Origin of the sequence: Hyphomonas sp. (assembly GCF_018402285.1) — a bacterium.
GTDB lineage: Bacteria > Pseudomonadota > Alphaproteobacteria > Caulobacterales > Hyphomonadaceae > Hyphomonas.
Genome location: NZ_JAGYJH010000003.1, coordinates 861,011 through 884,487, shown reverse-complemented (window position 1 = coordinate 884,487; position 23,477 = coordinate 861,011). Strand labels below are relative to the sequence as shown.

The window sequence follows — 23,477 nt, the reverse complement described above, 5'->3', positions numbered from 1 at the left end:
GTCCGCGCTGCCCGCAACTTCAGACTTCCGGGCAGAGGACGCTTTTCATTTTTGAATAATTTTCGAGCACATGGCCACACCCGTTGACCACACATTTGAGCGGATCATCGGCGATCATCACCGGCAGCTGGGCCTGGTTGCGGATGACAGCGTCGAGATTGCGCAGGAGCGCGCCCCCGCCGGTCAGCACGATGCCGCGATCCACGATGTCGGCGGCGAGTTCCGGCGGCATGGCTTCAAGCGCGATCTTCACAGCGTCCACGATGTCAGTGACCGGTTCCTTGAGCGCTTCGGCGATCATGGCTTCGGTGATCTCGGTTTCCTTCGGAACGCCGTCCAGCGTGCCGCGGCCGCGCACGGTGAGGGCCATGCCGGTGCCGTTTTCCGGCGGCATGGCGGTGCCGATTTCCTTCTTGATCCGCTCGGCCGACATTTCGCCGATGAGGATTTTCTGCTCGCGGCGCAGATAGTTGACGATGGCCTGGTCCATCTTGTCGCCACCCACGCGCACGGAGCGCGAATAGACGATGCCGCCGAGGGAGAGGACGGCCACTTCCGAAGTGCCCCCGCCGATATCGACGACCATCGAGCCGGCCGGGTCATCAATCGGGAGACCGGCGCCGATGGCTGCCGCCATGGGCTCTTCGATCAGTTCGACATGGCGCGCGCCGGCAGCGAGCGCAGACTGGTGGATGGCGCGGCGCTCGACGCTGGTGGCGGAGCTGGGCACGCAGATGATGATGAGGGGGAAACAAACGCCCGGCGGTTGTGAACCTTCCGGATGAAGTGCTTGATCATTTCCTCGGCGACTTCGAAGTCCGCGATGACGCCGTCGCGCATGGGGCGGATGGCCTCCATGTTCACGGGCGTCTTGCCGAGCATGTTCTTTGCCTGCTCGCCGACCGCATAGACGATCTTGCGGCCGCCCTGCGTCATGTAAGCGACAACGGAGGGTTCATCGAGCTGGACGCCCTGACCCTTGACATAGACAAGGGTATTCGCGGTCCCGAGGTCGATGGCCATGTCTGTGGACAACAGGCCGAGGAGGCTACCGATCATGCTAATCTCAAGCTCTTTCTGAAACGGTCCGGATCGTTCCGTCCGGCAACGCGCGCATTCCTGATGTCAGCCCCATACACCATGTGCCGTTAACGCCGCTTTAAAGCAAGGTCCGCTCATCACATGACCGGAACGTTTCGTACCAATAGCTCGAATCTGCTGATTCCAAAGGCGGTGGAGCTGACCTGCGACAGGCTCGCAGGTCAGTCACGGAACGCTTCGTACGGATTTTGTTAACAAAACAGGCCGTCCTGTTTACCTTCAGGATGCCCGTAAGCGCCCGGCGGGCGGACCCTGTCAGGCCTTTGTGACGAAGGTCGCAATGACTTTCTTGCGGCCGGTCTTGTCAAAGTCGACGGTGAGCTTGTTGCCCTCGGAGAAGGCCACGCGGCCATAGCCGAACTTGTCATGGAAGACGCGGGCGCCGGTGGTGAAGCCGGACGTGCCCGACGCCGTGGCGGTTAGGCCGGCGGCGTCACGCGGGGGCGCGCCGGTGGGTTTGCCGGCGTTTTCCTTGAGGCGTTTCCAGCCGGGGCTCTGATAGTCGGAGCGCTCGCCAAGGTCCTCGATCGTGCCAGTGAAGGCGTCTGTTCCTGCCGGCAGGCCGGAATAACCGGTTTCGGAGACCGCATCGACATGTTCGGGCGGGAGCTCGTCAATGAAGCGGCTGGGCATCACCGCCTGCCAGCGGCCATAGATCTGGCGGTTGGCGACGAAGGAGATGTAGCAGCGCTCCCGCGCCCGGGTGATGCCGACATAGGCGAGGCGGCGCTCTTCCTCGAGGCCCTTGAGGCCGCTTTCATCGAGGCTGCGGCGGGAGGGGAACACTTCCTCTTCCCAGCCGGGCAGGAAAACCATCGGCCATTCAAGGCCTTTGGCGCCGTGAAGGGTGAGGATCTGGACCTGATCCTCGCCGCTGCCGCCAGCAGAGGCATCCATCACCAGCTCGATATGTTCGAGGAAGCCGGCGAGGGAGTCGAACTCGCCCATGGCGCGGACGAGTTCCTTGAGGTTATCGAGCCTTCCCTGCGCCTGCGGGCTGCGGTCCTTCTGCAGCATGTCGGTATAGCCAGACTCTTCGAGGATCATCTCGGCGAGCTCGGTATGGGGCATGCCGCCGGCCAGCTTGCCGCGCCAGAGATGGATCTGGTCAATGAACTGGGTAAGGCCGCGCTTGGCGGCGCCTTTGATCTCGTCGGTCTGCAGCACCATCGGGGTGAGCGTGAACAGGCTTCGACCATCGGCGCGGGCGTAGGATTGCAGCTTGGCAAGGCTGGCGTCGCCCACCCCGCGCCTGGGCTCGTTCACGACCCGCTCGAACGCCAGATCGTCATCGGGCGAGCGGATGAGGCGGAGATAAGCGAGCGCGTCGCGGATTTCGGCGCGCTCGAAGAAGCGCGGGCCGCCGATCACGCGGTAGGGTATGCCAAGCAGGATGAACCGTTCCTCGAAGGCGCGCATCTGCCAGGAAGCGCGCACCAGCACGGCGCAGGCGTCATGCTGGCCCCCTGCCCGGACCCAGCTTTCGATGTCGTCGGCGATCAGGCGGCTTTCCGCCTCCCCGTCCCAGAGGCCGCGTACCTTGACCCTGGGCGCGTCGGTATCCTCGTTCACCGCGCTGTCATTGCCGACATAGAGCGTCTTGCCCAGGCGGCCTTTATTGTGGGCGATGATGCTGGAGGCGGCCGCGAGGATATGCCGGGTGGAGCGGTAGTTGCGCTCCAGGCGGACCACCCTGGCGCCGGGAAAATCCTTGTCGAAGCGCAGGATGTTGTCGACCTCGGCCCCGCGCCACCCATAGATCGACTGGTCGTCGTCGCCCACGCAGCAGAGGTTCTTCGAGCCCTGCGCGAGCAGGCGCAGCCAGAGATACTGGGCGACGTTGGTATCCTGATACTCGTCGACCAGGATATAGCGGAAACGGTCATGATATTCCCGAAGGATATCAGGGTTTTCCTGGAAGATCGTGATGTTGTGGATGAGGAGATCGCCAAAGTCGCAGGCGTTCAGCACCTTCAGGCGCGCCTGGTAGATCTCGTAGCACTTGATCGCCTTGCCATTGCCGAATAGCTCGGCCTCTTCGGGCGGCACCTTTGAGGGGGTCAGCGCGCGGTTTTTCCAGCCATCGATGAGGCCGGCGAGATAACGCGGCGTCCAGCGCTTGGGGTCGAGGTTTTCGGCCTGGACGATCTGTTTGCAGAGGCGGACCTGGTCGTCGGTGTCGAGGATCGTGAAGCTGGATTTGAGGCCGACAAGCTCGGCATGCTTGCGCAGGATCTGCGCGGATATGGAGTGGAACGTGCCGAGCCAGCGCAGCCCCTCGCCTGCCTCCCCCAGCAGCGCCTGCGCGCGCTCGCGCATTTCGCGGGCAGCCTTGTTGGTGAAGGTCACCGTCAGGGTCTGTGAGGGCCAGGCAAGACGGGAGGCCACGATATGCGCCAGCCGCGCGGTGAGCACCCGGGTCTTGCCCGTGCCGGCGCCGGCAAGGACCAGCAGCGGTCCTTCGGTGTAGAGCACCGCGTCGCGCTGCTCCGGGTTCAGGCCATTTAGATAGGGCGCGCCGTCTCCGGCAGGCGCCGGCGGGCGGGCCGACGCCATCTGGGAGATGGACAAACGATTCGGATTGGAACTCATCAGGAACATATAGCAGGGATTGACCGATGCGTTAGTCTGCGATGGCATTCTTGCGAGGGGGCAGCCGCGTCAGGGAGGACACAAATGGCAGACAGGTCGAGCGATCCGGTGGAGACGATGAAGGCCAACCTTCTGAAGAACACCGGCAAATCACTGGCAGACTGGGCCAGGCTCGTCAGGGCAGGCGGCCTTGAAAAACATGGCGACCAGATGAAACTGCTCAAGGAGACCCATGGCCTCGGCCATGGCTATGCCAACCTCATCTGCCATACGGCCAAGGGCACGATGGCGGCACCTGAAGACGATCTCCTCGCCGGCCAGTTCAAGGGCAAGGACGCGCTGATCCCGGTTTATGAGGCGCTGGCGGCCTTTGCCCGGACGCTCGGGCCGGATGTGGAGGTCTCGGTGAAGAAGACCAGTGTTGCCTTCCGCCGGTCGAAAAATTTTGCCGTGAGCACCCCGGCCAGCAAATCCCGCCTCGATCTGGGACTGAACCTGAAGGGCACCCCCGCCACCGGCCGCCTGCTTGAGGAGAAGCCCGGTGCGATGTGTACACACAAGGTGAAGCTGGACTCTCCGGGGGATGTGGACGCCGAGGTGAAGACCTGGCTGAAGGATGCCTATGGGCGCGCCTGAGCCTTTGTGACGACCGCTTGCGTCCGGGCCCTGCCTGGAGGCAGTCTTGGCAGATCACACAAGAGGGAGCGCCGGGCGCGATGACAGAGAAACTCAATCCGGTGGCCCGCATTGCAGACCTGCCGCTCGAACCGTTTCGCGAGAGCGATCATTATGAGGGCCATGACTGCAGCTTTGGCCGCAGGCTTGGCCTTACCCAGCTCGGGATTGGCTGCACGCTTGTCCCGCCCGGCAAGTCCGCCTGCCCGTTCCATGTCCATCATGTGGAAGAGGAGATGTTCATCATCCTGGAGGGCGAAGGCACCTACCGGTTTGGGTCCGACAGCTACAAGGTGCAGGCTGGCGACGTGCTCGCAGCCCCGCGCGGGGGCGCAGACTATGCCCACAAGCTGACGAATACCGGCAGCGGACCCCTCAAATATCTCAGCATCTCGACCATGGCAGACACTGAAATCTGCGAATATCCCGACAGCGGCAAATTCCTGGCCAGCACGCGAAACGCAGCGACCAGGAAGGAACACTTTCGCTTCATCGGCCGCCAGGACAGCAGGGTCGATTACTGGGACGATGAAAACTCTGCAGACTGACAAACCGGCACGCCCACACCCTTATGCGGGCGCAAGTGACCCGAAACGGCCCCGGTCTGCGCTTATACTGATGAGACAGGAGTGCCGGCCATGAAAGCCCCCGGAGCGCCAGCGACACCGAAGAGTTCCGGTATGGCGCGGCCGAGCGCTACCTGCTGGCGGTTGCGGTCGCCCTCTTATGGCTTCTCCTGATCGTCATTGCCGGCTTTGCCGCGAGCCTTGCCAATGAAGGGCAGATTGGCCTTGCGCTGTTCCTCCTGGCATTGACGGGCTTCCTGATGACGCTCTGCCGGATGGTGACCCGGGACTACATGATGAAGAATACCTGGCGTATCTCGCTCGGGCCGGTGAATGCCTGGTTCCAGCTGCCGCTGCGGCGCCTGCTCTATGGGCCTGCGCCGCAGATGAGCGGGCCCCTCGCCTATTCGGCCATCCGGGCCATCGAGTGGCGCGAGGAAGCCTACCGCACAATGGGGATGGCCACGATCAACCGTGTCTATGCCATTCGCCTGAAATCCGGCGGGCTGATCCTGCTGGGGAGGACCGGCCTGTGCCGAAGACGTATGATTATACAACCCTCGCCGGCAACGCAGCCCGCGCGCTGGCGCACAAAGCAGGAGCGCCCCTGCGCCAGAAGCAGATGGCCGAAGGCAATGGCGGCTTTCTCACCCTCTGGGGCACGCAGCGCCCCGATTGGCCGGATGGGGAAGAGGCTGCTCTGCTTACGGAGGAAGAAGAAAGGCTGATCCGGCGCAGTCAGCGCCTGACACAGCTGGTGCCGGTGATTGCCTTTGCGGTGATGGTGCTGGTTTACCTGCTGCCCTGACAAGGTCGGGCGAGTTTAGTTCTTCTGGAACGCGATGGTCACCTGGCCGATCTCGATCCCGTAGCGGGTGACATAGGCGCGGTTGATGAGGACATCGTCCTGCATCAGGAACATCCAGTCATTGAAGCCGACATTCCAGGTGCTGCCCCCGACTTTCAGGTCGACCTTGTATTTCCAGTTGAAGGCGTTGCCGGAAACCTGCCCCTCGGCAATTCCGGTGACATCGCCTGCCGTGCCGCGATAACGGCCATCGCCGAGCACGTCGATTTCCCAGATGCGGGTTTCGCGTTCACCGTCATCATAGAGGAAATTCTCCGTCAGCGTCAGGCGGTTGCCGTCAAGTTCGCCGATGATGTCCACCTTGAACTGGCGGCGCACCTTGCCGAACCGGTCCTCAAAAAGCCCGTAGGCGGATGTTTGGCCAAGGAAATAGTCTTCCAGCACCAGCTGGCGCGGCGCGCTCTGGAACTGCTCGAGGGAGGAAGAGGAGGCGCAGCCTGTGGCCGCTGAGGCACCAAGGCCGGCAGCAAGGACAGGGGCGAAGAGGCGGGCAGCACGCATGAGAAGCTCCGGTCTGCTGTTTGTCTGATGCAAGGTGATACGTGCGCCGCCGGCGATTGGATTGAAATTGGCCGCAGGAACCTGCGCGCACGGGGCGACAAACGGGGCTGACCGGGAGGGAAAGTCTTGAGATCAAAGGGTGAAAGCAGGAAGCGCTGATGAAATCGCTCACCCTTCCGGCCCTGGCGGCCGTGTTGTTGGCTGGCGGGCGCGCCACAGGCGTGGCTGCCGCCCCGGCGCCTGCAAAGCAGGCTGCTTCGGCGGCCTCGCCTGCAGATGCCGCGTTGCGTGTGGCGCATGAAACGCGCCGGGGCGCCGGGCCGAAAGCCTGGCTGGACGTGACGCCCATCGGGCGGTGACCTGCAGCATTTGCTGAAGGTCACCGCCCGGCAGCGTGCCTAGTAGAGCGTTGCGAGCGCCTTGCCGTCATAGTCACGCAGGTCTGCGAAACGGCCTTCCTTGACCTTCTTTGCCCATTCAGGGTCCTGAAGGACCGCGCGGCCGACAGCGACGAGATCGAACTCGCCCTTGTCGAGGCGGGCTTCGAGGTCATCGAGTGAGCGCTGCGGGGCGCCTTCCCCGGCGAAGGATTTTTCGAAGTCACCATTGAGGCCGACCGAGCCGACCGTGATGGTTGGCAAACCGGTCAGCTTCTTCGCCCAGCCGGCGCCGTTGAGGCCGTTCGGGCCGTCGATTTCCGGGAATTCCGGCTCCCAGTAGCGGCGCTGGGAGACGTGGAGACAGTCAACGCCCGCGTCCACGAACACTTTGAGGAAGGCTTCCAGCTCCTGCGGGGTGGGCGCGAGGCGCGCGGTGTAGTCCTGCTGCTTCCACTGGGAATAGCGCAGGATGATCGGATAATCCGGGCCGACCTTCTTGCGGATTTCGCGGATGATGTCGCCGCCAAAGCTCGCGCGGTCAGTAAGGCTGCCACCATACTTGTCGGAGCGCTTGTTCATGGCATCCCAGAAGAACTGGTCGATGAGGTAACCGTGGGCGCCGTGGATTTCGAGCGTGTCGAAGCCAAGGCGCTTGGCGTCGGCGGCGGCGTCGGCATAAGCCATCACCATGTCTTCGACGTCTGCTGTGGTCGGCTCAGGCAGGACCTGCTTGCCGGTATGGGTGACGCCGGAGGGGCTGTCGGTGGGCGCGCCCGGCTCGGGGCCCGTGCCGACCTTGCGCACCATGCCCTGGTGCCAGATCTGCGGCGCGATCTTGCCGCCATTGGCATGAACCCTGGCCACGACATTGGCCCAGCCCGTCAGCGCGTCTGCCTTGTAAAAATTGGGAACATTTGGATCGTTGGATGAACCGCCCCGGCGCACGGTGGTGCCTTCGGTGATCAGGAGGCCCACATCAGCGGCCGCGCGGCGGGCGTAATAATCTGCCACATCGTCTCCCGGCACACCGCCCGGAGATCTGGAGCGCGTCATCGGCGCCATCGCGATACGGTTAGGGAGTTCGACGTTTTTCAGCCGGAAGGGCGTGAACAGGGTCCGGGTCATGGGCGGTTTCCTTGAGTTTTCCGGATGCTGAATTGGGCGCAGGGCGGGCCTGCGTCAACCATTGACGTCGGGCGCCGCACGCGGCACGCCTGAAAAGACGGTTTAGAGGGAATAACCATGAGACAGGTTGCGGGGCTGTTTGGAATGCTGATGGCGGCGGCGTGCCAGACGCCGGGATATGACTACGCCGCCCGCGCCGCGCCCAGCTTTGCCGAAGCGGTCAACTACACCGATGTGACGACCGGCCGGTTCCGGGGACCTGCCGGGGACGTGGCCGAGGCCGAATTCCAGGCCCTGATTGACGGGGCCGAGCTGGAAGGCCGGCCCTGGTTCAACATCATCGACCCTGATCGCCCACAAGGGATCTATGAAGGCGAAGTCACGATCACCGGATATAGCCGCCAGACGCGGTTCGAGCGGGAGCGTCGCTGCACGGCCCTCTTCAACTGCGACAAGGAAAAGATCGTCGAGATGCAGTGCCCGGCAGAGAAGGTCGATGTCAGTGTGCGCGCAAGCCTGATTGATCTGGCGACCAACCGGCTCGTCTTCACGTCCGAGCGTGGCGGAGCAGTGGAGCGGGAAGACTGCTACGACATCGCAGAATATCCTTATACGAACCAATCGACCGGTACTTTTGGCGAGCTGATCCATGAAAGCCTCCCCTCCTGGGATGCACCGATCGGCATGGTGGCCGAAGCGGTTGCCGCCGCCGTGCCCGGCTTCCGGACCGACATTGCCCCCTATGTGACAACCCTGCGCGCCGAGATCGTCGAGAAGCCGCTGGTGCCCGAAGAGGCGAGCGACGCCCGCTTTGCAGCCGCCGTGAAGGCGACGCGGCGGGGCGAATATGTCGGGGCGTGCGCGCAGTGGCAGGAACTCGCCCTCGCCTATCCAGGGGCGCCGGGCATCCTGCATAACCTGGCCGCCTGCACCGAGGCGCGCGGGGATTTCGAAAAGGCCCACCTCCTCTATGCGCAAGCCGCTGACATTGCGCGCGGCATTCCCCTGCTCAAGGACAAGGACGCCAAGGCGATCTTTCAATCGCTCGACCGCATTTCACGCGGGCGGTATGACAACAGTCTGATTGATCAGGCACCAAAGCCGGGCGGTTATTGATGCGCGCTCGGGGTTAACCCTGGAAGAGGCCGATCAGCGGTATGCCAGCGGCGCTGGCTTCTGCGGCAATGCCCCAGATCACGCCGGAGCCGAAAGCGGTAAAGGCAAAGGCCGTCTTGAGCAAAACGCGCTTGAACATGGACGGCACTCCCACACTGATACAACAAGTGATTTCAGTGCAAGACCCGGGCCTGTCAACGCTTTTTTAACCATCCTTTCCAGGATCTTGCAGCCGGTGCCCGTCCGTTAACTTTTTGAGCTTGGAAGACCGGGATTTTTCCAGCGACCTGGCGGCTTTCGACTGGCCGAATTTTGCCCGGTTTTCCTGCGCGCGCTTTTCTTTGGCGGCCTTTTCACGGGCCTTGCGGACTTTGTTGAGGTTGACCGGATCGTTCATTGCGTGCCCGCCTGCGCCGCTGCGATCCGCGCGTCGAGCCCGGCTTTAACTTCCGGCCATTCCGTATCCAGAATGGAGAAGAAAGCCGTTTCACGCACATACCCGTCCGGCAGGGTCCTGTGATTGCGCAGAACGCCCTCGGCCTTTGCGCCAAGCTTCAGAACGGCGGCCTTTGAGCGCTCATTGCGATTGTCTACCTGATACTGGACCCGCCGCGCGCCCCAATCCTCGAAGGCATACCCCATGAGCAGGCGCTTGGCCGATGGATTGACGGCTGTGCCCTGCGCTTCGGGAGCATAGCAGGTCATGCCGATCTCGACGCTCTTGTTGATCTCGCTGGGATCAAGAAAGCTCGTGATGCCGGCAAAGCCGCCATCCTGCGGCCGGGTCACGGCAAAGGCGATCATCGTGCCGGCGGCTGTCCGTTTGCGGATCATCTCGGTCCAGTCGCCCACCCAGTCGCCCGGCCCCCGGAAAGACCACAGCCGGAAAATCTCCGGCGCACGAGCGGCCAGGGCATGCAGCTCCGGCCCGTCTGTCTCCGCCACAAAGGGCCGCAGGCGCACGTGGCCGTTTTCAAGGGTCAGCGCCCCCGGCGTCATTCCTTGTGCGCGTCCCGCCACTGCTCCATCGCCAGCGAGATCGCAAATGTCTCGCGGTATTTCGGGCTGGAGGCCGGGCGCGGGGGCCGCGCCGCCGTCATCGCCATGATTTCGGCGAGCTTGTTGTGCGCTGCGCCCGACTGCCCTGCCCCGATATAGGCGTGCAGCTCGACCAGCGCCGAAGACAGCGGGTCATGCGCGCGGATCACGAAATAGGGCTCGTCCTCTGCCAGCTTGCCCAGCACATCGAACTGGGAGGGATTGGATTTCGAGCCGACGGGCGACTTGGACATGGCCTGACCTTTCTGGACATGAAGTGATTCTCTCACCCCATCCTAGACGCGCCCCGCCGCGCCGTCAGCCCGGCCATTGCGGCGCTCAGATTCCGAAGAAAAGGCGATTGATCGCGCCAGAAAAGGCATACTCTTGACCGACAAGGCTCGCCTCTGCTGGTCCTATGTCCTGCCTGCGGACAGCCGCCATCAGATGAAAGGCAACAAGATACTTCTCCTCGCCGATCTGCACCAGGGGCGTCACAGGCTCCATCGGCGGGGCCTGACCTTCAGGATAGAGAGGCGCGACAAGGCAGGTCACCCCTGTGTCGACACCCGGATACTGAATCACCAGGACGAATTGCCCAGTCTTCTTGAGACGGCATACAGGATAGGGATCCATACCTCAGAACTGCCGCAAGCCATCCGACCAAAGGCCCTCATCTTCAATCAGCTTGTCCCAATCCCGGGCAGCCTTCTGATTGCGTTGGGACCATTGGCGAAGGCGCTCTGCCCTGATTTCCTTTTCTGCCGCCACTCTCAAAACATCCTTCAGGTTCAACCCCAGTTGTTTTGCCTCCAGCAGATGCTCTGCGCTCAAGGAAACCGGGATTGTTGCCATGCTGGCAGGTAGTGCTTTGGGTTCAGGCAAAGCGGGCGGATCCACTCCGAGTGCTGAGACGATCTTGCCGATCGTATCAGCACGCAAATGACTTTCCGGAACGCCTGCCTTCACAAATCGGGTCAGCGTGGACGGCGAAACGCCTGCCAGCCTTGCTATTTCAGACAAGGAAATCTTGAAATGCGCAGTCAATCCCTGCAGCCATTCCAGATGCGAATTTTGCAAAGTCGTTTGCATAAGTCAAAAACACAATGTGCATTGCATATGCACAATGCACTTTTGCGCTCAGCGCTCCACCTTCACCACAGCCCCGGAAAACCCGTCGACATCGACCTCAAGCCGCTGCCCGCCTGTGTCCCGGCCTTCGACCCGCCAGACGCCCCGGCGGGCCTCAACCTTCAGGACCTCGCGCATGCCCTGCGCCCGCGCGGTGTCGACCGCGGTTGCCCGGGAGATTTCAAAACCGGCAAAGGAGCGGTCATCCCCGCCCCGCCCGCGATCTGCGAGGGCCGGGCTGACAGAAGCGGCGGCGATCATAAGGGCGATCAGACCCCGTGCGGATGCTGCTCATTGTGCAGGTCCTCCCGAGTGTTCAGGAGGACCCGTAACAGGCCAAGACCGAACCGGCGATGAACGCCCCCTCAGCCAGGGCCTCAGTTCGGGCGCAGCCGCCGCCGGGGCCGGCGCGCCGGGCCAGCCGGCGTTTCCGGCTGAGTTTTCTTCCTGCCTTTGTCACGCCGTTCCATCATCCTGCCTCCTTGGCTGAGCTGCGCAAAAGCGACCTGTGATCGGAGCCAATTGTGGCGGCGTTATGGGAAATCATCGCACTTCCGAACGCACCCGATCCACTGTCCTGAAATACAAGAATATTTTTCTGTACCGGGACTATCCCGATACGGATTATGGATTTCAGGACCCAGACCGGGAGAAACTTTCGGGTCCGGAAACTGGACTGGAAACCGGCTCGTCCAGTTTCCAGACCGCACCTGAAAAGAAACGCCCGCCAGGGAGACCTGGCGGGCGTGGATGTCCGGCAAAAAAAGGCGGCCTGATCAGGCCGGATCTGGACCGATCATCTTCTCCGGGCGCACGATGGCGTCGAAGTCTGCCTCGGAGATGCCCAGCGCGAGCGCTTCGACTTTCAGCGTCGTGCCATTCTTGTGGGCCGTCTTGGCGACTTTGGCGGCGAGATCATAACCGTATTTTTCCTTCAGCGGGGTCACCAGCATCAGCGAGTTTTCAAGGCCGCGCTGGATGTTGTCGAGGCGCGGCTCGATGCCGACGACGCAGTTCTCGGTGAAGGACACCGCTGCGTCAGCCAGCAGCTGGACCGATTGAAGGAAATTGTAGGCCATCATCGGGTTGAAGACGTTAAGCTCGAAATGGCCCTGGCTGCCGGCAAAACCGATGGCGGCGTTGTTGCCGTGAATGTGCGCGCAGACCTGTGTGAGGGCTTCACACTGGGTCGGGTTCACCTTGCCCGGCATGATCGAAGAGCCCGGCTCGTTTTCCGGCAGAGCCAGTTCGCCAAGGCCAGACCGCGGGCCCGAGCCGAGGAAGCGTATATCGTTGGCAATCTTGAAGCAGCTCATGGCGACGGTGGCGATGGCGCCATGGGTCATCACCATCGCGTCATGGGCGGCGAGGGCCTCAAACTTGTTGGGGGCAGAAGTGAATTTCAGGCCGGTGATCTGGCTGATCTTGTCGGCCACCCTTTCCGCAAAGCCCTCAGGCGAGGCAAGGCCGGTGCCGACCGCCGTGCCGCCCTGGGCGAGCTCCATCAGCATCGGCAGGGTCATCTCGATCCGCTTGATGCCGTTCTCGAGCTGTTTGGCGTATCCGGAAAACTCCTGGCCGAGGGTAACCGGGGTGGCGTCCTGGGTATGCGTGCGGCCGATCTTGATGATGTGCTTCCAGGCCTGCGCCTTGTCGTTCAGCGCATTCTGGAGCTGCTGCAGCGCGGGGATCAGCTTGTGGACGACCTGCTCAGCGCAGGCGATGTGCATCGCCGTCGGGAAGGTGTCGTTGGACGACTGGGACATGTTCACATGGTCGTTCGGGTGGACCGGCGCCTTGGAGCCGACCTTGCCGCCGAGGATCTCGATGGCGCGGTTGGAGATCACTTCATTGGCGTTCATGTTCGACTGGGTGCCCGACCCCGTCTGCCAGACAACCAGAGGGAAATGCGCGTCAAGCTTGCCCTCGATCACCTCATCGGCGGCCTGCACGATGGCGCGGCCGACCAGACGGTCCATCTTCTCCATCGCCATGTTCACTTCGGCTGCGGCCTTCTTGACGATGCCAAGCGCGCGCACGATCGGCTGGGGCTGTTTTTCCCAGCCAATCTTGAAGTTGCCGAGGCTGCGCTGTGCCTGCGCGCCCCAATACTTGTCCGCCTCAACCTCGATGGGGCCGAAAGTGTCCGATTCTGTGCGTGTGGGGGTCTTGGCCATGGGGGGCGCTCCTGAAGCTCGGCTTAAGCAATGTCGCCGGGCGGTTTAGCCCCCTGCTCCGGGGGCATCAAGGCCCTGCTGGACCATCAGGCGTGGCCGCTTGCCGCTTTTGCTTCTGTATGCCTAATCCGCAGAATGAACACAGACTGGATACAATCTGGCAAAGTCCGCGCGCGCATCACCGAAGCTGGCGCGCTGGAAGTGGCGTGCACGGGCCTCACGACGCAGACGAAATATTACAAGACGCTTCTCAAGGAGTTCTTCCGCAAGGACTTCCCGCGCCTGCGGCCCGGCTATGGCGATTACAGCGTGCATATCGTGATGGAGCATCTGGGCGAGGCGCCCTGGATGGATCTCGACAATCTGGCCAAGGCCCTGCTCGACTCGCTCAGCGGCAATGTCTTCGAGGATGACCATCAGGTCGCGCGGCTGCTGGTCGAGCGACGCGCGGCGGAGCGGGATGGTATCTGGATGCTGGCAGAAGCGATGGGGGACTAGCCCCCTCAGCCCTCCACGATCAGCTTTTCCAGCCCCCGGAAAAACGGCAGCGTGCGCCAGACCATTTCCTGCTCGGGCAGTTTCAGGTCCGGGTAGCGCTCGAACAGCTTCATATACACATGCCGCGCCTCGATCCGGGCAAGCGGGGCGCCGATGCAGATGTGGGGGCCGCCGCCAAAGGCGACATGGCTGGCCCGCTTGCGGGTGATATCGAAGGCTTCAGCCTCCTCGAACACGTCGGGGTCGCGGTTGGCGCCCGCCAGCGACATCCAGACCGGCTGGCGCGCCTTCATCGGGCAGCCGCCCACGGCGCGGTCATCGGGCAGGATGCGCGAGGTGATCGAGACGGGCGCTTCATAGCGGAGAACCTCCTCCACCGCCTGCGCGGCGAGGCCGGGATTGTCCATGAGTGACCGTTTCTGTCCCGGATGTGTCAGGAACAGCCACACGCCATTGCCGATCAGGTCCGTGGTTGTCAGGTTTCCGCCGACGAGAAGCGCCTCAAGATTGTTGCGCAATTCGCCATCGGAAATGTCTGCTTCACCCGAGGCCTGCAGCTGGACCATGTCGGAGACCAGATCATCCTGCGGGGCCTTGCGGCGGGCTTCCATAAGCTCGGCAAAGTAGGCGTCCAGCGCAGAGGCGCCCCGGATTAGCGCTTCGTCCTCATCGGGCGTACGAACGGGATTGAGGCCGAGGATAACCTCTTCCGACCATTGCCGGAAATCATCGAGGCGCGCTTCATCCACCCCCAGAATCCGGGCAATCACAAGGACAGGCACCGGCACGGCGATCTCCGCCATCAGGTCGAACGGCCCGGAGGCGGGCGCCCGGTCGATGATGGCATCAATCATCGCCTCGATCTCAGGCCGCATCCTGTTGATGCGGGCATAAAAGGCCTTAGCCAGCGGCTGGCGGATTCGGGCATGGTCGGGATCGTCGAGAAAGAGAATGCTGGTGCCCCGCTCCTGGCGCTCTTCCACGAAACGGGCCGACAGCGAGCCTTCTTCCGCTTTCGTCGGATGACGGACGAATGTGCGGTCATTCACCGTTTCACGGACATCCTTGTAGCGGGAGAGCAGCCAGACTTTTGCCGCTTCATCCCGGAAAACAGGGCAGTCTTCGCGCATGGCCTTGAGCAGGGGGTGCGGATTGTCGCGCGCTGCCGGGTTGAAGGCTGAAAGCTCAAGAATGGATTGCACCGCGCCGGTCGGCCGCTGATCGTCTGCCATGATGTCCTCCCTGCCGGTCTTGCGCCGGCAATTATGCAGACATCATAGCATTGAGGATCAGGAATTTCGCCCCTGCCCCTGCGTCACACGGGCAGACAGATCAGAGCCGTTTGAACGCCATCGGAATGGCGGTCGCTGTTGCGCGCGCAACGAGTTCGCCGTCGGCGTCGAAACAGTCGGCCTCCAGGAAGGCCGCCGATCTGCCGAGCTTCAGAATGCGTGCCTCAACGCTCGCCTTGCCGGGCATGAGGCGTTTCAGATAGCTCGTTTTCATCTCCAGCGTCGGGGCCGTCATGGTGACATTGGAGGCAATGATCACGGCCGTGCTCATCGCTTCATCCAGCATCGCCGCGATGAAGCCGCCCTGCACCGCGCCGGTGGGATTGGCAAAGCTGGGGGAAACGTCGAACTCCATCTTCACCCACTGCTTGTCCTGGTTGAGATCAGCCAGGCGCATGCCGAGGGTTTCCGAACAGGGCGGCCGCTTTTTGGAGTTCTGGAACCGCGCCAGCATTTCGGCGTCGGACAGGCGGGGCTTTTCTTCTGTGCTCAAGGCTCTGGCCCGGGCCTATTTGCGCCGGAAGGCGTCGAGGCTGACAACCGTTTCGCCAGCGGCCTTGGGCGTGGGCTGGGTCGCTTCGACAGGCGCCGTTGCCGTTGCCGGGGCAATCACGCCCGCATCCTTGCCAGGGGTTTCAAAGGCGATGCCGAAATTCACCGAAGGATCGACAAAGCGCGTGATCGCCACAAGCGGGATCGAGAGATGCTGGGGCACGCCGGCAAATTTCAGAACGACTTCAAAGTGACCGTCATGCACGTCCAGGTCCCAGTACTGGTGCTGGATCACAATCGTCATTTCTTCGGGAAAGCGCTGCACGAGTTGCGCCGGGATCTTCACGCCAGGGGCGCGGGTGCGGAAGGAGATGTAGTAATGGTGCTCACCCGGCAGGCCGCCATTGGTTTTCCCGCGGCGGAGCGCTTCGCGCACGACACCGCGCATGGCAGCCTGGGACAGCGCTTCGTAGCCGATATAGTCCGTCATGCTCGCGCTCTGCATCCCCGTTAATTTTTCGTTTCACACTTAAACTAAGGCGGTGGCTTTACCGCCGCAACGGGCTTCGCACAACGGGCGAGGTTTTTCTTTTCCCCAGCGCTTTTCGGGTGACACGGGAGAAGCGCCCGAATGGCTGGCCAGCCAGGGTGTTAGCCCCTACTCTGCCGCTCCAAACGAGGAGGACCGCCATGCAGATGCCAGTTGAAGGACGCCCATGGGACGAGGTACGCGCCGACATGCTGACGCGCGGCGCAGGCGATGTCGCCTGGCGAGACGGAAAGACGGCGGTCTATGTCTTCAATGCCGGAGAGGATGTTCATCAGCTCCAGCATGAGGCCTATGGCCTGTTCATGGCTGAGAACGGGCTCGGCCCGCTTGCCTTCCCTTCGCTCGCGCAAATGGAGAAGGATGTGATCTCCATGGCGCTCGGGCTGCTGAGCGGGCCGCCAGGGTCAACCGGCGCCATGACTTCGGGCGGCACCGATTCGATTACCATGGCGATCAAGACCGCGCGCGATTATGCCCGCGCCAATGGCAAGCCGAAGGACCGCGCCAACATCGTCATCCCCCGCTCCGGCCACCTCGCCTTCCACAAGGCGGCCCTGCTGATGGATATCGAGATCCGCAGCGTGGCGCTGAAGACTGATGGCAGCTACGAAGCTGATCCCGATGCCATGGCCGCAGCGATTGATGCGGCCACGATCATGATGGTCGGCTCGGCGCCGAACTTTCCCCATGGCATCATCGATCCGATCGCCGAACTGGGAAAAGTCGCCGACAACAAGGGCGTTTGGCTGCATGTCGATGCCTGCGTGGGGGGATATTTCGCGCCCTTTGCGCGGATGAACGGCGTGCCGGTTCCGGATTTCGACTTTGCCGTTCCGGCAGTCAGATCGATGAGCGCGGACCTGCACAAATACGGCTACTGCGCCAAGGGCGCCTCGACCATACTCTTCCGCTCGGCCGACCTTTACAAGCATATGCCGTTCACGCTGAGCCAATGGTCTGGCGCGCCGATGAAGACGCCGACGCTGGCGGGCACACGACCGGGCGGGGCGATATCGGCCGCCTGGGCAGTGATGAATGTACTCGGGGTTTCAGGCTACCGCGAGAAGCAGGGTCTCGTCTGCCAGACGCGCGAGCGGATCGAAGCGGGCGTCAAGGCGCTCGGCTTTGAAGTGCTGGGCAAGCCCCTTCTCGGCCTCCTCGCCTTCCGCCATCCGGGCGTCGATACGCTCGCCCTCTATGGCGCGATGCGCCAGCGCGGCTGGTTCACCTCCTTCACGGTCGAACCGCCGAGCCTGCACCTGATGCTCTCGCCCAAGCATGCCGAGGTTGCCGATGGCTATCTCGCCGACCTTGCCGCGAGCCTTGAAGCGGTGAAGGCGGGTGACACGGCGCCGAAGGTGGAAGCGCGCTATTCCTGACGGGTAGCCGGGCAGCGCCCGCCCGTTACCGTTTCCACGATCTCCGGGTTGCCATCGGTCTGCGCCGGCTCGATCCCCAGCGCGCAGGCAATCATCAGGTAGACATTCACATTCTCGAAGGGCGCGGCCGTCTCCCCTTGCGGAAAGACCGGGCCGGCGGCGATGAAGGTGGCGGCCATCGTGGGATCGTAACTGTCATAACCGTGCTGGCCAGGGATGGGCGCGCGCCAGCCTCCGAGATTGGCATTGCGAACTGACCAGCCCGGATCGGCCACAAGGAACAGGTCAGGCCCGCGGGTCGGATGGTCGAAACGGTAATGCTCGGGCATCTCGCCGCGCTTGTAGACGTGGATATGTTCGTCAAAATCCTTCAGGCCCTCATAGGCCGTCTCCAGCGCGTCGCCCTCGCCATAGATGTGCAGGAAAGGATGGTTTGAGCCGCCATACGGCCCGTTGAACTGGGGCACGGTGAGAGCGTCAAGGTCCAGGAACTGACCGATATCCATCACCTTTTCCGGGTCCACCCAGGCCATCCCGTGATCTGACACCACGATGATGGTCGTGCGCTCGAGCAGGCCCCTGGCCTTCAGGCCGCCGGCCAGCTGGCCGACATAGCCGTCCACTTCTGCAACCGCTTCCTTCGCCTTGTCCGAGACCGGCCCGAAATAATGGGCGTTGGTGTCGACGCGGTCAAAGTAGACCGCTGCAAAGCGGGGAAGCTCTGCCTCGGGCGCGTCATACCAGGCCAGCACGTCGTCCACCCGGTCCTGATAGGGCTTGTTGTGCTCATAGGGCGTCCAGCGGGTGGGCCGCACCCCGTCATGGGCCACTTCAGAGCCCAGCCAGAACATGATGGAGGTGGCAAGGCCCTGCTTTTCGGCCGTGATCCAGATCGGCTCACCCTGCCACCAGCGCTCTTCTGCGGGGCCTGTTGCGCGGTCAAACTGTTCCTTTGCCGCCTTGTCATAAGGGGCGTTCTCCACCATCCCGTGATGCTCGGGATAGAGCCCGGTCGCGAGCGAATAGAAGTTGACGAAGGTCACGCTCGGCATCACCGGCCGCATGGCTTCGGCGCGCACGCCGCGCGCGGCGAGCGCCTTGAGGTTGGGCGCATCCCAGCGGTCAATCATTGCCGGATTGAGGCCGTCCAGACCGATCATCAACACCAGCGGCGCGTCTTCAGCCTGTGCCTCGGCGGGCGCGGTTTCCCCGATCTGCGGCGAGGTCAGCGATGCAGGCGGGGGCACTTCGCTCGGCGCCGACTTGCAGCCTGCGATCAGGGCCGCCGCGACAAGCCATATCCCCGCTGCCCTGAAACCTGCCATGCCCGAACTCCCGCAAACCTGCCTGAAAACAATCAGACGCCTTAGACCCCGATTGTAGCGGGGATGTGAAGCCCTGCCGCTGAAAAATGCGTGACGGATGAGCCGAACGCACTAAACACACCGTCATGAAAAACTTCTGATGGGGAAATTGCCATGCAACGACGCACACTCAGCTTCGTATCCATTGCGGCGCTCGCCGCAGCCCTTGCTGCCTGCGCGCAGACAGCCACGCCGCCGCCCGCCGCACTGACCGGGACCGCCCCAGCGCCTGCCGAGGCCCCCGCCAGCGAACGGGTGACCAAAGGCAATCTCGTGATGGAATCGATCCCTGAAATCCCGGCCGAGATTTCCGAGCGCCTCGCGGCCTATGAAAACGTCCGCGGCCATGGCTTCCTCGACTGGACCGGAGACGGCGGCATCCTCATCACCACGCGCTTTGGCGACACCAACCAGCTGCACGAGGTCAAATCCCCGGCCGGCGCCCGCCGCCAGCTGACCTTCTTTGAGGAGACTGTCTCCAACGCCACCATGAACCCTGAAGGCGGCGCCTTCCTGTTCGCGCGCGACAAGGGCGGAGACGAATATTATCAGGGCTACCGCTTCGACATGGAAACCGGCCGCATCGCCGGCTTCACAGAGCCCGGCACCCGCAATGGCGGCGCGCTTTGGTCTGATGACGGCTCGCTGGCCGCCTGGGCCCGCACCCATCCGGGCGACCCGAACAATGACATCATCATCGGCGATCCGGCAGACCCGGCCAGCATCCGGGTTGCGCTGGAAGGCGAAGGCGCCATTGGACCGGTGGACTGGTCCGATGACGGATCGAAACTGCTCCTGCAGCGCTACATCTCGATCGCCGAAAGCTATCTCTTCACGCTGGACGTTGCCACCGCCACCCTGACCCAGCTCAACCCGGACGACACGGTCGCCTATTCCGGCGGCGCGCTTCTGGCCGACGGGTCTGTCCTGACGGTGACCGACAAGGACAGCGAGTTTTCCAATCTTGTACGCATCACGGCCGATGGCACGGTGACCAACTATACCGGCGATATCGACTGGGGTGTCTCCGACTGGACGCTCTCGCCCGATGGCAAGACGGTTGCCTTTACGTTGAACGAAGGCGGGCTGGGCACCATCCGCCTGCTCGATGTTGCCAGCGGCCTCGTTCGCCCTGGCCCGACCCTGCCCGTCGGCATCGCCTCAGGTCTGGTCTTCTCCCGCAGCGGTGATCATGTCGGCTTCACGTTCAACGCCGCCACCAGCCCGGCGGACGCCTGGTCATTCGATGTGGCGACGCTGAACCTCACCCGCTGGACCGAAGCGGAAACCGGCGGCCTGAACCCCGAAAACTTTGTTGAGCCGACACTGTTCGATTATCCCAATGCCGATGGCATGGACATCCCTGCCTTCATCTACAAGCCCGAAGGCGAAGGCCCCTTCCCGGTCATCATCTCCATCCATGGCGGACCGGAAGCTCAGGCCCGCCCGGGCTTTTCGTCGGTCTCCCAATACTGGGTGAACGAGCTTGGCCTGGCTGTCGTCGTGCCCAATGTTCGCGGCTCGTCGGGCTATGGCAAGACCTATGTGTCGCTCGACAATGGCCTCAACCGCAAGAAGTCGGTCGAGGATATCGGCGCCCTGCTTGACTGGATCGAAACGCAGTCCGATCTCGATAAGGACAAGGTCATCGTCTATGGCGGCTCCTATGGCGGCTATATGGTGCTTGCCTCGATGATCGACTATGCCGACCGTATCGCGGCGGGCATCAACATTGTCGGCATCTCCGACTTCAAGACCTTCCTGGAGAACACCGAAGGCTACCGCGCCGACCTGCGGCGTGTGGAATATGGCGATGAGCGCGATCCGGTTGTTGCCGCCTTCTTCGACGAAATCTCGCCGCTGAAAAACGCTTCTAAGATCACCAGGCCGCTCTTCGTGATCCAGGGCTATAACGACCCACGCGTTCCGTACACGGAAGCCGAGCAGATCCTCGAAGCCGTCAAGGCCAACGGTGTCCCCGCCTGGTTCCTGATGGCGATGGATGAGGGCCACGGCTTCCGCAAGAAGTCCAATCGCGAGGCCCAGCGTGAAGCCGAAACCATGTTCCTGCAGGAAGTCCTTGCCAAGGACTAAGTCTGCCGTCTGACGGCACTCAAAGCCCCCTTCTCCGGAAGGGGGCTTTTTATGTCTCCACAGCCTGACCCATGATGCATGGACAGTGGACCAGGACGGACTAGCCATCGATGGCTAACTCCCGACGCAGGGACCCGCAGACCCGGCATCGTCCCGCCCGCAAGACCTGAAATCACCGCTTACACAGATCAATCCTGCAGCACCGGCTGGCAATCCAGACCAAATCAGCGCCGCTCCATAATCTCCGTTTACGGACTTTGTACACGGATCTCAGGCCGCGAAACCCCAGCAGCCACAGTCGTTCCGGACCCGCGCCGGACTTCAACCGGTCCGAGGACGACACGGATGCCAACATCATCCGCCTTATGCGAAAGTTCGACCCCGCCGCGCGGGATGCCCGCAACCGGGAGCTCGGCAAACTCGGCGAGGAACGTGTCGTCGTGTCGGAGCAGACGCGCCTGCGGAGCGAGGGCCGTGACGACCTCGCGGGCAAGGTCCGTTGGGTGGCTCACCTTGATGGCGACGGCGCCGGATACGACATCCTGTCCTTCGAGACGGACGGCGCCGAGCGCTTTCTCGAAGTTAAAACGACCGTCGGCTACGAACGCACGCCCTTCTTCATTTCACCGAACGAGCTCAGCTTTTCACAGGAGCGGCCAGAAGAATTCCGGCTCATCCGCCTTTACGACTTCGCGAAGGCGCCAAAGGCGTTCGAGTTGAAGCCGCCACTTGAAGACCACGTCGCGCTTCAGCCGGTAAACTATCAGGCGTCTTTTGGGTGACCTCGATTGATTGCGCACAGCAGACGCTCTGTGTACGAACGAACGCGCGAACTTCCCGCCCATCCCCTCACTTAAATCCCGCCGCCATATAAGCCTCGAACGCGTCCCGCACCGCGTCCTCAAGCGACGTAACCTCCGTATCCGTCAGCTCAGCAAACGCGCCGGTCCGACGCGCCTTCGACAGCTGCCCGCCGTTCTGGCGCACGAACATGATGAAGTCCTGCGCCAGCCGGTCGGGCATCTCGACGCGGTCCATGATCTGGCGCATCGCCGCGTCATGCGCGCGCAGCCAGGCGATCTCTTTCGGCAGGTCGGTCTCGATCGTGCGCTGGACGCAGGCGTAGAGAAACTCCGCCGCGCCGGTCGCGTCGAAATAGCGGTAGAGATCGCCCGTGTCGTTCAGGACTTCGACATTGCGCTGCGGCGTCGGGCGCCACTCGATGAAAGGCATCAGGAGCCCTGAATGTGCCTGCAGCACGGCCCGGTAGTCCTCGATCCGGTCCAGCATCACACTGGACACCGGAAACACCATGCCGGGCGGCGCAAATCCGCGCTCGGCCAGGACATGGTGGATGAGGCACCGGTGCAGGCGCCCGTTCCCGTCTTCGAGCGGATGCACATAGACAAATCCGAACGCGATCGCCGCCGCATGAATGACGGCGTCAACCGCCGTTGCGCGCAGACGGTTGTTGCAGGTGTTCAGTGCAAGCATCAGGTCCGGCACTTCGTCCGCCCGTGCCCCGATGAATTCTGGCAAGGGCTGTTGGTCGTGATCGCGCTCGCCAAGGAACACGCCGCCGGTGCGATAGCCGACAGTGGTGAACCGGCTGTCGCCGAGCAGGATGCCGTGCAGCCGGTAGATTTCGGTTTGGTTCAGGGGCCGCTTTCCTGCTTCCTTGAGCGCCTTCGCCCAGCGCTCGAGACGGTCTCGCGGCGGGCGCTCGCCCTCGATGGCAAAACTCGCCTGGCTGTCGGCGAGCAGCATGAAGCTGGCCGCGCGCGAGACGAGTTGCGCGCCGGTCGCGCCGATCGTCTTCTTCGCCCTGCCCGCGAGGTCCATCGCCATGAAGCGGTCCAGCGCCTCAGTGCGCCGCACGATGGGGCAGAAGCCCTTGCCGCCGAGCAGGTTGTCCCGGACGCGGTGGCGCGCCGAAAGCTGCGGCCGGTCGAGAGTGATATAGTCTGCGGGATCGAGCGCATCGATCGCGGCGATCTTCGGCGCATCGGGAAGATCGAGGCGCGCACCCATTAACGTCTCGTAGAAGAACCAGAGCCTGCGGGCGAACACGCCGGTGGGTGCGCCAGCGATATAGGCTTCGAGCGGCGCCGGGCCGAGCGCGTCGAACGCGCGTTTCAGCACCAGGAGGTCAAACGTCTCGTTGCGCAGCGCGAAAAGGATGTGCGCGACCGGATCGTTGCCTGGATCAAACCGTTTGTCGAATATCCGCCAGGCCCCCTCCAGGCGCTGCGTCCCCCGGACATGCGCCGACGACACACAGGCCGGTTGACGCACCGGCGCAGCAAGCCCGAGCCCATGAACCAGCGCAGACCAGCCGATCAGGCTTGTCCCGTCCGGCAAGGGTTGATCCTGAAAACTCGCAGGCGACGTCTGAAACTGGCTCACGTGTCGAATCCCTCTCGGAAATGTCGAAATAGACGTCTCAACCGGACGAGCGGTCGAAAACAGCTAACTACATGACCCTGTCGAAAATGACAACGGAATGTCGAAAATCAATCCAAATCAGCCACTCAGGTC

The 23,477-nt window shown here is 62.8% G+C and carries 25 protein-coding genes and 1 pseudogene; 9 read left to right on the top strand and 17 right to left on the bottom strand.

Translation table 11 applies throughout. The annotated features are described in order from the left end of the window. Window positions 1-19 precede the first annotated feature (19 nt). Both KG722_RS06895 and KG722_RS06890 read right to left on the bottom strand, forming a co-directional pair. A pseudogene (locus KG722_RS06895) lies at window positions 20-1,059 on the bottom strand (rod shape-determining protein). 297 nt (window positions 1,060-1,356) lie between these two features. Beyond that, entirely contained in the window at window positions 1,357-3,702 is a 2,346-nt protein-coding gene (locus tag KG722_RS06890; RefSeq protein WP_213271583.1) for a UvrD-helicase domain-containing protein, read from the bottom strand. 75 nt (window positions 3,703-3,777) lie between these two features. On the opposite strand from KG722_RS06890, the gene KG722_RS06885 reads away from it, so the two are divergent. From KG722_RS06885 to KG722_RS06875, 3 genes are all read left to right on the top strand, one after another. Continuing rightward, window positions 3,778-4,329 (top strand): DUF5655 domain-containing protein, encoded by a 552-nt coding sequence (locus KG722_RS06885; RefSeq protein ID WP_213271002.1) that lies wholly within the window; start codon window positions 3,778-3,780, stop codon window positions 4,327-4,329. An 80-nt stretch (window positions 4,330-4,409) separates the two neighbouring features. Next, window positions 4,410-4,916, top strand: a complete 507-nt coding sequence (locus KG722_RS06880) for a cupin domain-containing protein (protein WP_213271000.1) — start codon at window positions 4,410-4,412, stop codon at window positions 4,914-4,916. A 550-nt stretch (window positions 4,917-5,466) separates the two neighbouring features. Then, entirely contained in the window at window positions 5,467-5,742 is a 276-nt protein-coding gene (locus KG722_RS06875; protein ID WP_213270998.1) for a hypothetical protein, read from the top strand. A gap of 15 nt (window positions 5,743-5,757) precedes the next feature. On the opposite strand, the gene KG722_RS06870 is transcribed toward KG722_RS06875, so the two are convergent. After that, a complete protein-coding gene (locus KG722_RS06870) occupies window positions 5,758-6,303 on the bottom strand; it encodes a DUF3833 domain-containing protein (protein ID WP_213270996.1) in 546 nt (181 codons plus the stop codon). 158 nt (window positions 6,304-6,461) lie between these two features. On the opposite strand from KG722_RS06870, the gene KG722_RS06865 reads away from it, so the two are divergent. Then, window positions 6,462-6,662: a hypothetical protein gene (locus KG722_RS06865; protein WP_213270994.1), complete on the top strand. Its 201-nt coding sequence runs from the start codon at window positions 6,462-6,464 to the stop codon at window positions 6,660-6,662. A gap of 39 nt (window positions 6,663-6,701) precedes the next feature. Here the strand turns inward: KG722_RS06865 and KG722_RS06860 are convergent, their stop codons facing one another. Beyond that, the gene (locus tag KG722_RS06860) at window positions 6,702-7,808 is read right to left on the bottom strand and encodes an NADH:flavin oxidoreductase (protein WP_213270992.1); all 1,107 of its coding nucleotides are present in this window, start codon (window positions 7,806-7,808) and stop codon (window positions 6,702-6,704) included. Window positions 7,809-7,925: 117 nt separating this feature from the next. Between KG722_RS06860 and KG722_RS06855 the strand changes: the two genes are divergently transcribed. Then, window positions 7,926-8,924, top strand: a complete 999-nt coding sequence (locus KG722_RS06855) for a hypothetical protein (RefSeq protein WP_213270990.1) — start codon at window positions 7,926-7,928, stop codon at window positions 8,922-8,924. Between the two features lie 13 nt (window positions 8,925-8,937). Here the strand turns inward: KG722_RS06855 and KG722_RS15045 are convergent, their stop codons facing one another. The 8 genes from KG722_RS15045 to fumC form a co-directional block, all read right to left on the bottom strand. Continuing rightward, on the bottom strand, window positions 8,938-9,063 hold the full coding sequence (locus KG722_RS15045; RefSeq protein ID WP_300998282.1) for a hypothetical protein: 126 nt from the start codon (window positions 9,061-9,063) through the stop codon (window positions 8,938-8,940). Between the two features lie 66 nt (window positions 9,064-9,129). After that, the gene (locus KG722_RS06850; protein ID WP_213270988.1) at window positions 9,130-9,321 is read right to left on the bottom strand and encodes a DUF4169 family protein; all 192 of its coding nucleotides are present in this window, start codon (window positions 9,319-9,321) and stop codon (window positions 9,130-9,132) included. Then, complete coding sequence (locus KG722_RS06845; RefSeq protein WP_213270986.1) at window positions 9,318-9,944, bottom strand: GNAT family N-acetyltransferase; 627 nt, start codon at window positions 9,942-9,944, stop codon at window positions 9,318-9,320. Before KG722_RS06845 ends, KG722_RS06850 begins: the two co-directional genes overlap by 4 nt. Further along, window positions 9,920-10,216 carry an aspartate decarboxylase gene (locus KG722_RS06840; RefSeq protein ID WP_213270984.1) on the bottom strand — a complete coding sequence of 99 codons (297 nt, stop codon included), beginning with the start codon at window positions 10,214-10,216 and terminating at the stop codon, window positions 9,920-9,922. The genes KG722_RS06845 and KG722_RS06840 overlap by 25 nt, the downstream gene beginning before the upstream one ends. A gap of 85 nt (window positions 10,217-10,301) precedes the next feature. Then, a complete protein-coding gene (locus tag KG722_RS06835; protein WP_213270982.1) occupies window positions 10,302-10,598 on the bottom strand; it encodes a CcdB family protein in 297 nt (98 codons plus the stop codon). 3 nt (window positions 10,599-10,601) lie between these two features. Beyond that, on the bottom strand, window positions 10,602-11,054 hold the full coding sequence (locus tag KG722_RS06830) for a type II toxin-antitoxin system CcdA family antitoxin (protein WP_213270980.1): 453 nt from the start codon (window positions 11,052-11,054) through the stop codon (window positions 10,602-10,604). 48 nt (window positions 11,055-11,102) lie between these two features. Next, window positions 11,103-11,354, bottom strand: coding sequence for a PepSY domain-containing protein (locus KG722_RS06825; RefSeq protein WP_213270978.1), 252 nt, complete (start codon window positions 11,352-11,354; stop codon window positions 11,103-11,105). Between the two features lie 515 nt (window positions 11,355-11,869). Continuing rightward, the gene (gene fumC, locus KG722_RS06820) at window positions 11,870-13,270 is read right to left on the bottom strand and encodes a class II fumarate hydratase (RefSeq protein ID WP_213270976.1); all 1,401 of its coding nucleotides are present in this window, start codon (window positions 13,268-13,270) and stop codon (window positions 11,870-11,872) included. Between the two features lie 135 nt (window positions 13,271-13,405). Between fumC and KG722_RS06815 the strand changes: the two genes are divergently transcribed. Then, window positions 13,406-13,768, top strand: a complete 363-nt coding sequence (locus tag KG722_RS06815; protein ID WP_213270974.1) for a RusA family crossover junction endodeoxyribonuclease — start codon at window positions 13,406-13,408, stop codon at window positions 13,766-13,768. Window positions 13,769-13,773: 5 nt separating this feature from the next. Here the strand turns inward: KG722_RS06815 and KG722_RS06810 are convergent, their stop codons facing one another. The 3 genes from KG722_RS06810 to KG722_RS06800 form a co-directional block, all read right to left on the bottom strand. Continuing rightward, a complete protein-coding gene (locus tag KG722_RS06810) occupies window positions 13,774-15,000 on the bottom strand; it encodes a cytochrome P450 (protein ID WP_213270972.1) in 1,227 nt (408 codons plus the stop codon). Window positions 15,001-15,100: 100 nt separating this feature from the next. Next, window positions 15,101-15,553: a PaaI family thioesterase gene (locus tag KG722_RS06805; RefSeq protein WP_213270971.1), complete on the bottom strand. Its 453-nt coding sequence runs from the start codon at window positions 15,551-15,553 to the stop codon at window positions 15,101-15,103. A 15-nt stretch (window positions 15,554-15,568) separates the two neighbouring features. After that, entirely contained in the window at window positions 15,569-16,042 is a 474-nt protein-coding gene (locus KG722_RS06800; protein ID WP_213270969.1) for a ClpXP protease specificity-enhancing factor SspB, read from the bottom strand. A gap of 200 nt (window positions 16,043-16,242) precedes the next feature. Here KG722_RS06800 and KG722_RS06795 point away from each other — a divergent pair, with 200 nt between their 5' ends. Beyond that, the gene (locus KG722_RS06795; RefSeq protein WP_213270967.1) at window positions 16,243-17,481 is read left to right on the top strand and encodes an aminotransferase class V-fold PLP-dependent enzyme; all 1,239 of its coding nucleotides are present in this window, start codon (window positions 16,243-16,245) and stop codon (window positions 17,479-17,481) included. Here KG722_RS06795 and KG722_RS06790 read toward each other — a convergent pair. After that, window positions 17,472-18,806 (bottom strand): alkaline phosphatase family protein, encoded by a 1,335-nt coding sequence (locus KG722_RS06790; protein WP_213270965.1) that lies wholly within the window; start codon window positions 18,804-18,806, stop codon window positions 17,472-17,474. The two genes, KG722_RS06795 and KG722_RS06790, sit on opposite strands and share 10 nt — an antisense overlap. Window positions 18,807-18,959: 153 nt before the next feature. Between KG722_RS06790 and KG722_RS06785 the strand changes: the two genes are divergently transcribed. Beyond that, complete coding sequence (locus KG722_RS06785) at window positions 18,960-20,939, top strand: alpha/beta fold hydrolase (protein ID WP_213270963.1); 1,980 nt, start codon at window positions 18,960-18,962, stop codon at window positions 20,937-20,939. 365 nt (window positions 20,940-21,304) lie between these two features. Further along, a complete protein-coding gene (locus tag KG722_RS06780; RefSeq protein ID WP_213270961.1) occupies window positions 21,305-21,721 on the top strand; it encodes a DUF3883 domain-containing protein in 417 nt (138 codons plus the stop codon). Window positions 21,722-21,788: 67 nt separating this feature from the next. Here KG722_RS06780 and KG722_RS15415 read toward each other — a convergent pair whose 3' ends face one another. Continuing rightward, complete coding sequence (locus tag KG722_RS15415) at window positions 21,789-23,345, bottom strand: Fic family protein (RefSeq protein WP_213270959.1); 1,557 nt, start codon at window positions 23,343-23,345, stop codon at window positions 21,789-21,791. Window positions 23,346-23,477: the final 132 nt, after the last annotated feature.